At 67.4% G+C, this 10,579-nt stretch carries 7 protein-coding genes; 6 read left to right on the forward strand and 1 reads right to left on the reverse strand.

The features are described from left to right. Nucleotides 1-184: 184 nt before the first annotated feature. On the reverse strand, nucleotides 185-1,630 hold the full coding sequence (locus ACLFRM_RS07790; RefSeq protein ID WP_410755175.1) for a cryptochrome/photolyase family protein: 1,446 nt from the start codon (nucleotides 1,628-1,630) through the stop codon (nucleotides 185-187). A gap of 39 nt (nucleotides 1,631-1,669) precedes the next feature. Between ACLFRM_RS07790 and ACLFRM_RS07795 the strand changes: the two genes are divergently transcribed. The 6 genes from ACLFRM_RS07795 to pstB form a co-directional block, all read left to right on the forward strand. Continuing rightward, nucleotides 1,670-2,779, forward strand: coding sequence for an efflux RND transporter periplasmic adaptor subunit (locus tag ACLFRM_RS07795; RefSeq protein ID WP_410755181.1), 1,110 nt, complete (start codon nucleotides 1,670-1,672; stop codon nucleotides 2,777-2,779). Continuing rightward, the gene (locus ACLFRM_RS07800; protein ID WP_410755176.1) at nucleotides 2,776-5,859 is read left to right on the forward strand and encodes an efflux RND transporter permease subunit; all 3,084 of its coding nucleotides are present in this window, start codon (nucleotides 2,776-2,778) and stop codon (nucleotides 5,857-5,859) included. Before ACLFRM_RS07795 ends, ACLFRM_RS07800 begins: the two co-directional genes overlap by 4 nt. Nucleotides 5,860-6,138: 279 nt before the next feature. Next, nucleotides 6,139-7,113, forward strand: coding sequence for a substrate-binding domain-containing protein (locus tag ACLFRM_RS07805; RefSeq protein WP_410755177.1), 975 nt, complete (start codon nucleotides 6,139-6,141; stop codon nucleotides 7,111-7,113). A 234-nt stretch (nucleotides 7,114-7,347) separates the two neighbouring features. Beyond that, complete coding sequence (pstC, locus tag ACLFRM_RS07810; protein ID WP_410755178.1) at nucleotides 7,348-8,628, forward strand: phosphate ABC transporter permease subunit PstC; 1,281 nt, start codon at nucleotides 7,348-7,350, stop codon at nucleotides 8,626-8,628. A gap of 25 nt (nucleotides 8,629-8,653) precedes the next feature. After that, entirely contained in the window at nucleotides 8,654-9,820 is a 1,167-nt protein-coding gene (pstA, locus tag ACLFRM_RS07815; protein WP_410755179.1) for a phosphate ABC transporter permease PstA, read from the forward strand. Between the two features lie 61 nt (nucleotides 9,821-9,881). Beyond that, a partial coding sequence (gene pstB, locus ACLFRM_RS07820; protein ID WP_410755180.1) for a phosphate ABC transporter ATP-binding protein PstB occupies nucleotides 9,882-10,579 on the forward strand: 698 nt, incomplete at its 3' end.

The raw sequence follows: 10,579 nt of genomic DNA on the forward strand, positions 1-10,579 counted from the left end.
CCGCGCCGCTGATCGAGCCGGTCTGCTCCAGCGCGGCCAGCAGTCGCAGTCGCCGATCGGAGACCTCGCCGGCGCCCAGCTTCAGGCCCAGCGATCCGGTGAACGATGCGTTATGTTTTTCACTATATATCGACATATGGGAAGAGACAACGGGAGGTGAGGCCGGCATCTTACCCGGGGGAACTCAGCGCTCGTACTCCTTGATCTGCTGGAAGGCCTCCAGTGCCCGCTCGCGCGAGGTCTTGAGATCGACGATCGGTTCGGGATAGGTCTCGCCCAGACGCACGCCGGCCTCGGCGAGCGTGTCGGGCCTGGCCTCCCACGGGGCGAACAGCGCCTTGTCGGGCAGGGCGGCCAGCTCCGGCACCCAGCGGCGGATGAAGGCGCCGTCGGGGTCGAACTTCTCGCCCTGCAGCACGGGGTTGAAGATGCGGAAGTAGGGCGCGGCGTCCGCGCCGGTGCCGGCGACCCACTGCCAGCCGGCGGTGTTGCTGGGGAGATCCGCGTCGACCAGCGTGTCCATGAACCAGTCCGCGCCGATGCGCCAGTCGACCAGGCAGTTCTTGGTCAGGAACGAGGCGACGATCATCCGCGCGCGGTTGTGCATCCAGCCGGTCGTCCACAGCGCGCGCATGGCCGCATCCACGACGGGGATGCCGGTCTCGCCGCGCTGCCAGGCACGGATGTGCGCCGGGTCGTTGCGCCAGGGGAGGTGGTCGAAGCGGGCATCGAGGTTGTCGGTCTCGGTCTGCGGGAAGTGGAACAGCAGGTTGGCGCCGAACTCGCGCCAGCCGACCTCGCGCAGGAAATGCTCCGGGCCCTTGTCGTCCAGGGCGTGCGGGTACTCGGAGCGCACCCGCGCGACGATCTGTCGCGGCGAAATCTCGCCGAAGTGCAGGTGCGGCGAGAGCCGCGAGGTGCCGTCCAGATCCAGGCGATTGCGGGTGGCATGGTATTGCCCCACCTCGTCGAGAAAGCCCTCGAAACGGTCCCAGGCACCGGCCTCGCCCGGCGTCCACCAGTCGGCGAAACCGCTGGCCCAGTCCAGCCGGGGCAGCAGCCCGAGTGACTCGATCGTCTCGCTGGCGATCGCCTCGCTCACCGCGGGTAGCCGCTCGGGTTCGGGGCAGACGGGCTGGTCGATGCCGGCGGCGAGCAGCGCCCTCCAGTAGGGCGTGAACACCTTGTAGGGCTCGCCCTGCTTGTTGAGCACGGTCCACGGTTCGTGCAGGTAGTTGCCGGGGAACGAGCGGGCCGCGATGCCTTCCTCGCGCAGTGCCTGCTTGACGCGCCGGTCGGTGGCGATGCCGGCCGGCTCCAGACGCCGGTTCCAGTGCACGGCCGTCGCCGCGACCTCGGCGGCCAGTCGGGGCAGCACCTCGACCGGGTCGCCGCGGCGGATAACTAGCATGCTACCCTTTTCCCGCAGCGACTCGTCGAGGGCCTGCAGGCCGTGATGCAGCCACCAGCGTGTGGCCCCGCCGCGGAGAAAGCCGTCCCTGCCTTCGGCCTCCGCCGGCACGATGTACACGGGTATGATTCTTTCTCCCGCCCGGGCGGCGTCCAGCGCCGGGTTGTCGGCGAGACGCAGGTCCTGACGGAACCAGACGATGACGGTGTCGGTGGGCATGGGCGATGGCGTGGGTTCAGGGAGCGAAATGCGGTGAGTATGGCAAACGTGTACGGGATTGTTGCGGCCGGGATCGCCCTGCTGGGTTTCGCGCTTGCTCCGGCGGCGAGTGTCGCCTCCGATCGGGACGGGGCCGATGTGCCGGTGGTGCTGGTCGCCCCGCTGCGGGCCGGAGTGGCGAACGCGCCCGCCCTGGTCGGCGAGGTGGTCGCCGAGACGACCTCGGTGGCTGGTTTCCAGGTCGGCGGGCGGATCAGCGAACGACTGGTGCGTCGAGGTCAGCGCGTGGCGGCCGGGGAGCCGTTGGCCCGCCTCGATGTCCGTGACCTGCAGGCCCGGCGTGACTCCGCCCGCTCCGAGCTGGAGCAGGCACGCGCCGAGGCGAAACTCGCCCGGCAGGAACTCGATCGGACCCGCGACCTGTTCGAGCGGTCCGTCGCCAGTCGCCAGTCGCTGGACCAGGCGGTGTCGCGTCAGCAGGCCGCCGCATCGCGGGTCGCCAGCGCCGAGGCCCGCCTGGCCGAGGCACGCAACGCCCTCGACTACGCCTCGCTCGAGTCGCCCTTCGACGGGGTGCTGATCGAGCTGATCGCGGACGTCGGCGACGTGGTGGCCGCCGGCGAACCGGTGGTGCGGCTCGCCGCCGACGACGGGCGCCTGGTGGAGGTGGCCGTTCCCGAACGACGCCTCCCGGAGCTTCCCGACACGGCCGAGGCACGACTGGAGGCCGACGGGGTCGAACGGACGGTCACGCTCGACTCGCTCGCCGGGGCGGCCGACCCGGCGAGCCGGACGTTTGCCGCCCGCTACCGGATCGAACCGGCCGCCGATCGCGACCGGCCATGGGCGATCGGACAGACCGCCCGCCTGGCCTTCGCCGACGAGCGGCCCGCCCGGCAGGTCCCGGTCGGTGCCCTGTTCGGTCGCGACGGCGACTGGCAGGTCTACCGACTCGATGACGATCGCGTGCGTGCCGTCGATGTGACGGTCCGCGCGATGGGGGTCGCCTACGCGGTGATCGAGACCGATCTGCCGGAGGGGACATCGGTGGTGGTCGCGGGCGTCAACCGCCTGCACGACGACCAGCGGGTGCGGCCCCGTCGCGCCGATGAAACGGCGGCCGGCGCGGCGGATGGAGACGGGTCTTGAGCGGTTCGATCGTCGGCCGCTTCAACCTCTCGGCGCTGGCGGTCCGCGAGCGGTCGATCACCCTCTACCTGATCCTGCTGGTGGCCGCCGCGGGGCTGTATGCCTTCGTCTCGCTGGGCCGGGCCGAGGACCCCGTGTTCACGCTCAAGGTGATGCTCGCCGAGGCCCACTGGGAGGGCGCCACCGCGCAGGAGATGCAGGAGCAGGTGGGCGAGCCGCTCGAGCTCGCGCTGAGCGACGTGCCGTACTTCGATTTCGTCGAGACCGTCGCCCGCCCCGGTTCGGTGTACCTGCGGATCAACTTCGAGGAGTCCACCCCGCCCGAGGAGGTCGGCGAGGTCTTCTACCAGGTGCGCAAGCATCTTTCCGACGCCGAGGGCGAACTGCCCCCTGGCGTCGACGGGCCGCGTTTCAACGACGATTTCACCGATGTCTACTTCACCCTCTACGCCCTGACGGCCCCTGGGGTGGACCAGCGCGAACTGGTGCGTGCCGGCGAGATGCTGCGGCGCGAGGCGCTGCGCGTCGACGGCGTGGCCAAGGCGCACCTGATCGGCGAGCAGGACGACCGGGTCGAGATCCGCCTCGACCCGGCGCGGATCGACTCGCTGGGCCTCGAGCCGGATGCGGTGGCCGCGGCGCTGGCCGGGCAGAACCGCATGACCGCGCGCGGGCGGATCGAGACCGACGGCCCCCGTCTCTACGTTCGGGTCGGCCCGGGCCTTGACGGTGGCGGCACACGGGCGATCGAGCGCATCGGCGAGACGCCACTGGTCGTCGGCGACCGGGTGCTGAGGATTTCGGACGTCGCCGAGGTAGGGCGCGGCCTGGCCGACCCGCCCGCCTTCGTGGTGGAGAACAACGGCGAACGGGCCCTGATGGTGGGCGTGGTCATGTCGGCCAACGCCAACGGCCTGCAGCTCGGCGAGCGCCTGGCGGCCTTCGAGGAGCGTGTCGCGGGCAACCTGCCGGAGGGCGTGGCCCTGGAGAAGGTCACCAACCAGGCGGATGCCATCCGTCTTGCGGTGGATACCTTCCAGGTGAAGTTCCTGCTCGCCCTGGGCGTGGTCATGCTGGTCGGCTTTCTTGCCCTGGGGCTGCGTGCTGGGCTGGTGGTCGCGCTGGCGGTGCCACTGACCCTGGCGATGACCTTCGTGATCATGCAGATCACGGGCAAGAACCTCGACCGGATCACGCTGGGCGCGCTGATCCTCTCGCTGGGACTGCTGGTGGACGACGCGATCATCGCCATCGAGATGATGCTGGTGAAGCTCGAGGAGGGCGCCGACCGCGTGGCCGCCGCGGCTCATGCCTGGACGGTCACCGCCATGCCCATGCTGGTGGGCACGCTGATCACCGTGGTCGGCTTCGTGCCGATCGGCTTCGCCCAGGCCAACGTGGGCGAGTACGCCGGCAACATCTTCTGGATCCTGGGGATCTCGCTGATCGCCTCGTGGTTCGTGGCCGTGGTGTTCACCCCGTACCTGGGCGTCAAGCTGCTGCCCCGTGTCGAGCCGCATCCCGGCGGGATGTACGACACGCGCGCCTACCGTGCCCTGCGCCGGGTGATCACCGGTTGCGTGCGTTACCGCTGGTGGGTGGTCGGCGGCACCCTGATCCTGTTCGCCGCCTCGGTGGCACTGATGGGCAAGGGCGTGGCCAAGCAGTTCTTCCCCAGCTCCGATCGGCCGGAACTACTGATCGACATCCAGCTGCCCGAGGGCAGCTCGATCACGGCCACGCGGCAGGTGGCCGAGCGGGTGGCCGCCGAGATCGAGGATGACCCGGCGCTGGAGTCCCTGTCGACCTACATCGGCCAGGGCGCGCCGCGTTTCTTCCTCGCGCTCAACCCGGAACTGCCCGACCCGGCCTTCGCCAAGATCATCGCGGTCACGCACGACGCCGAGGCGCGCGAGGCCCTGCGCGAGCGCATGGAGACGCTGATCGCCGACGGTGCCTTCCCCGAGGCGCGGGTGCGCCCTCATCCACTGCTCTACGGCCCGCCGGTGGTCTGGCCGGTGCAGTTCCGCGTCATGGGGCCGGACGTCGACCGGCTGGTCGCGATCGGCGAGCAGGTGCGCGAGATCATGGGAGAGAACCCGCACCTGGTCGACCCGCACCTGGAATGGGGCGATGCCGCGCCCGGTCTGAACGTCGCGCTCGATCCCGCTCGCCTGGCCCAGATGGGACTCACGCCCGTGGAGGTCCAGGAGCAGCTGGCCGGCATCGTCAACGGCCAGGTGGCCACCCCCCTGCGCGAGGACATCCGGGGCATCGACGTGGTCGTGATGGGCAGCCCGGACGTGGCGCGCGATCCGGCCCGCCTCGAGACGCTGCCGATTCGCACCTCCTCGGGCGAGACCGTGCCGCTGGCGCAACTCGGCGAGATCGAGGTGGAAGAGGAGCTGCCCGTGTTCAAGCGGCGCAACCAGACGCCCTACGTCAACGTGAACGCCGAGATCCGCGATGCCCAGCCCCCGGATGCCACCTCGGAAAGCTGGGCCGACCTGGCCGACCTGCGTGACTCGCTGCCGGAAGGCTATCGGATCGAGATCGGCGGCACCGTCGAGCAGTCCGGCCGGGCCCAGGACTCCCTCAAGGCGGTGATGCCGCTGATGGTGATCCTCATGCTGACCCTGATCATGCTCAACATGCGCTCGTTCCCGGGGCTGTTCATGGTCCTGCTGACCGCGCCGCTGGGGCTGATCGGCGCGGCCGGCGCGCTGGCGCTGTTCGGCCAGCCGTTCGGCTTCGTCGCCCTGCTGGGGCTGATCGGTCTGGCCGGGATCCTGATGCGCAACACCCTGATCCTGGTCGGCCAGATCGACGCGAACCGGCGGGCCGGCGACGACCGTCACACCGCCGTGATCGAGGCCACCATCCGCCGCGCGCGCCCCGTGGTGCTCACCGCGCTGGCCGCCGTGCTCGCGTTCGTGCCGCTGACCACCAGCACCTTCTGGGGACCGCTGGCGGTCACCCTGATCGGCGGGATCACCGTCGGCACCGTGCTCACCATCGTCTTCCTGCCGGCGATGTACGCGGTGTGGTTCCGGGTCAGGCCGCGGAAGGCCACGGGCTGAGGGCCGCGGCCTTCCGCGGAGAAATCGGAAGTCAGAAGGAAGAAATCAGAAGGAGGAACTTGGCGAGAACGACCTGGCACCAAGATCGACCAATCCAGCATCTCGCTCTGACCCCTGACTTCTTCTATCCTCCGTGTCATCGGACCGTTGTCATAATTTCATCGTGTTGTCACAAACGATCCTCAGTATCCACTCCGCAATCGCGTTGTGTTGAACACCAACTGAGGTAACTCCTGTATGAAACCGCTTGCTATTGGCACTATCAGCCTGGCTGCCATCGTGGCTGCCTCCATCAGCACGGCCCACGCCCGTGACCAGATCCGCATCGTCGGCTCTTCCACCGTCTACCCGTTCTCGAGCTACGTGGCCGAAGAGCTGGGCGAGACCACCGACTGGCCGACCCCGGTCATCGAGTCGACCGGTTCCGGCGGCGGCCTGAAGCTGTTCTGTGACAGCAACGACATGGACTCTCCGGATATCACCAACGCCTCGCGTCGCATGAAGCCGTCCGAGTTCGATCGTTGCGCGGAAAACGGCGTTACCGATATCACCGAGGCCATGATCGGCTCCGATGGCATCGCCTTCGCCCAGAGCAACAAGAACGACAGTGCTGCCTTCACCCGCGAGCAGATCGCCATGGCCCTGCTGGAAAAGGTGCCGGTCGACGGTGAGCTGGTCGACAACCCGCACAAGAAGTGGAGCGACATCGACTCCTCGCTGCCGGATCGCGAGATCCGCGTCTACGGCCCGCCGACCACCTCCGGTACCCGTGACGCCTTCGAGGAGCTGGTCCTCGAGGCCGTGACCGAGGAAATGGAAGAGTACGGCAACAAGGGTTACGCCAACCTGCGCAAGGACGGTGCCTACGTCGATGCCGGCGAGAACGACAACCTGATCGTGCAGAAGCTCGAGAAGGACACCGACGCGTTCGGTATCTTCGGCTACTCCTTCCTCGACGAGAACAGCGACAAGCTGATCGGTTCGGACATCGACGGTGTCGCCCCGGAGCCGGAGGCCATCAGTGCGGGTGACTACCCGATCGCCCGTTCGCTGTGGTTCTACATCAAGAACAGCCACGCCGACGAAGTCCCGGCCATGGCCGACTACGTTGACCTGTTCATGAGCGACAAGATGATCAGCGATCTCGGCGCTCTCAAGGGCATCGGCCTGATCACGCTGCCGCAAGCTGAACTCGAAGAGTGGCAGGAGCGTGTCGCCGATCGCGCCAAGCTGAAGAAGTCCGACCTCAAGTAAGCGAAGGATTCGCTTCCCCAGGGACGGGGAAAGGGACGCCCTCCCATGGAAGGGGAAAGCCGGTGGGTGATCCGCCGGCTTTCTCTTGTTGCAAGCGTTTGGCGTTTGATCGACCGAATGCTTGCAACAGGAGCCACATTCTCAATAATGGGCCGCCTGACTATCGCCGCCTGCGCCGACGACCGACCGGATGACCGGTAACGTTCGGCCTTCGACAAGACGGAACACGCTGCCATGCAGACCGACCAGATACTGATGACGTTCTTCGCCGGGGTGATCGTCCTCGGGGCGCTGGGCTTCTACCTCGGCCGCTCCAAGGCCGCCCGGGTCCGTGCCAATGGCACGGACATGCATTCGCAGCCGGACCAGTACGCCTGGTTCACCGTGCTCAGTGCCGCCGGCCCGGCGGTGGTGGTCGCCATGATCTCCGCGATCGTGCTGGGCGTGTTCGAGAACGCCTTCCCGGGCTGGCTGGCGATCGTCGGTGCCCTCGGGCTGGGTGCCTTCGGCCTGTTCGTCGGTCTGAACCGGGTGCGACCCGAACTGCGTGCTCGCGACTCGCTGGAACGGTCGGTCAAGTGGACGTTGGCCGGGGCGGCCTCGATCTCGATCCTCGCCACCTTCGGCATCCTGTTCTCCATCGTGTTCGAGGCGATCCGCTTCTTCCAGATGGAGAGCTTCTGGTACTTCATCACCGGCACCACCTGGGCGCCGGGTGATGCCTTCCTCGAGGGCGCGGGCCGACTCGGTGGCGAGCTCGATGCCGGTGACGTCGAGGCAGAAGGAAACAACAATTTCGGTGCCGTGCCGCTGTTCGCCGGCACCTTCATGATCACGGCGATCGCCATGCTGGTGGCCGTGCCGATCGGGGTGTCGGCGGCGATCTACATGGCCGAGTACGCCCCCGATCGCGTACGTGACGTCGCCAAGCCGGTGCTCGAGGTGCTCGCCGGCATCCCGACGGTGGTCTACGGCTTCTTCGCCGCGATCACGGTCGCCCCGCTGATCGTCTCGGTGGCCGACTCGGTCGGGCTGGACGCCTCGTTCAACAACGCGCTGGCGCCCGGAATCGTCATGGGGATCATGATCATCCCGTTCATCTCCTCGCTCTCCGACGACGTGATCAGATCGGTACCCAACGCCATGCGGGAAGGGTCGCTGGCGCTGGGCACCACCCGCAACGAGACCATTCGTTTCGTCGTGCTGCCGGCGGCCCTGCCGGGCATCATCTCGGCGACCCTGCTGGGCGTCTCGCGGGCGCTGGGCGAGACGATGATCGTGGTGATGGCCGCGGGCATGCGTCCCAACCTCACCGCGAACCCGCTCGAGGACATGACCACGGTGACGGTCAGCATCGTCTCGGCCCTGACCGGCGACAACGAGTTCGAGTCGGCCGCGACCCTGTCGGCCTTCGCGCTCGGCCTGGTGCTGTTCGTGGTCACCCTGGCACTGAACTTCGTCTCGGTCGTGATGATCCGCCGCTTCCGCGAGAAGTACGCGGTCAACAACCTGTAACTCGATAAACCGGAAAGGTCCCGTCATGGCCCAGTCCCTCGACGACATCTCCCGCCAGCTGAAAAAGCGCCATCGCAAGTCCGCTCGAATGAAGTGGCTGTCGATGTCCGCGCTGATCCTGGCGGCCACTTTCCTGTTCCTGTTTCTCGCCGATATGGTGGTCAAGGGGCTGCCGGCGTTCCAGCAGGGCTATATCGAGATCGAGGTCGATTACAGCGAGCGCGCGGCCGACCTGCCGCTGGCGGCGATCGAGGCCGACTACCGCGAGCTGGTCAGTCGCGGTTTCGTGCGGGTGATTCCGAAGCGGATGTCCGAGGACGAGTCGTTGCTGGGCACCAGTCCGACGGAGTGGGTGCTGGCCGACGACGCCGTCGACCAGTACCTCAAGGGGCGCAAGTCGCGCCTGAGCGACTCGGAGATCGAGGTGGTCGACCGGCTGGTCGAGCAAGGTCGTGCCGAGCTGCGCTTCAACACGGTATTTTTCACCCGGGGTGATTCCAAGCTGCCCGAGATGGCGGGTCTGGCCTCGGCGGCCGTAGGCTCGGTGCTGGTGCTGATCGTCACGCTGGCGTTCGCCTTCCCGGTGGGGGTGATGACGGCGATCTATCTCGAGGAGTTCGCCCCGGACAACCGCCTGACCCGCATCATCGAGACGAACATCAACAACCTCGCGGCCATCCCCTCGATCCTGTTTGGCCTGCTGGGCCTGGCGATCTTCATCAATTTCTTCGGCGCGCCGCGATCCTCGGCGCTGGCCGGGGGCCTGACGCTGGGGCTGATGACCCTGCCGATCATCATCATCTCCTCGCGGGCCGCGCTGCGCGCGGTGCCCGATTCGATCCGCCAGGCCGCCTTCGGTGTCGGCGCGACCCGCTGGCAGACCGTGCGCGATCACGTGCTGCCGCTGTCGATGCCCGGCATCTTCACCGGCTCGATCATCGGCCTGGCCCAGGCGCTGGGCGAGACCGCGCCGTTGATCATCATCGGCATGATCGCCTATATCCCGGACGCTCCGACCAGCTTCACCCAAGCGGCAACGGTACTGCCAGCGCAGATATTCACCTGGGCCGGTGAGCCGGAAGCCGCCTACGTCGAGCGCACTGCCGCAGGCATCCTGGTGTTGCTGTCGGTGCTGATAACGCTCAATGCCGCCGCAGTGTATCTGCGCAAGAAATTCGAGCACAGGTGGTAACACCCGACGTGTTCCCCCGGATCCACTCAATGAACGCCCATCAACGACAGGTACGGCGAGCATGACAACAAAACTCGCATCCCCCGGCGCCCCGGTCACCTTCAACCAGGAGACCACCCACGAGATCGAGCTGACCGTTCGCGAACTCAAGCTCTGGTACGGGGACAAGCAGGCCCTCAAGGGCATCGACCTGGATATCTACCAGCACAACATCACCGCATTGATCGGGCCGTCGGGCTGCGGCAAGTCCACCTTCCTGCGCTGCCTGAACCGCATGAACGACCTCATCCCCTCGGTGCGTACCGAGGGTGAGGTGGTGATGGAAGGCAAGAATGTGCTCTCCAGGCAGGTAGACGAGGTCGCCCTGCGCAAGAAGGTCGGCATGGTGTTCCAGAAGCCGAACCCGTTCCCGAAGAGCATCTACGAGAACGTCGCCTACGCGCCGCGCATGCACGATATCGTTGCCAAGGGCAAGGAGCAGGACGAGCTGGTCGAGCAGTCGCTGCGCGCCGCCGGTCTGTGGGACGAGGTCAAGGACCAGCTCGACCAGCCGGGCACCTCGCTCTCCGGTGGTCAGCAGCAGCGCCTGTGCATCGCCCGGGCCATTGCCGTGCAGCCGAGCGTGATCCTGATGGACGAGCCGACCTCGGCGCTCGACCCGATCTCGACGGCCACGATCGAGGAGCTGATGCACGAGCTCAAGTCCGAGTTCACGATTGTCGTGGTCACCCACAACATGCAGCAGGCCGCGCGCATCGC

The organism is Guyparkeria sp. (assembly GCF_046540515.1).
GTDB lineage: Bacteria > Pseudomonadota > Gammaproteobacteria > Halothiobacillales > Halothiobacillaceae > Guyparkeria.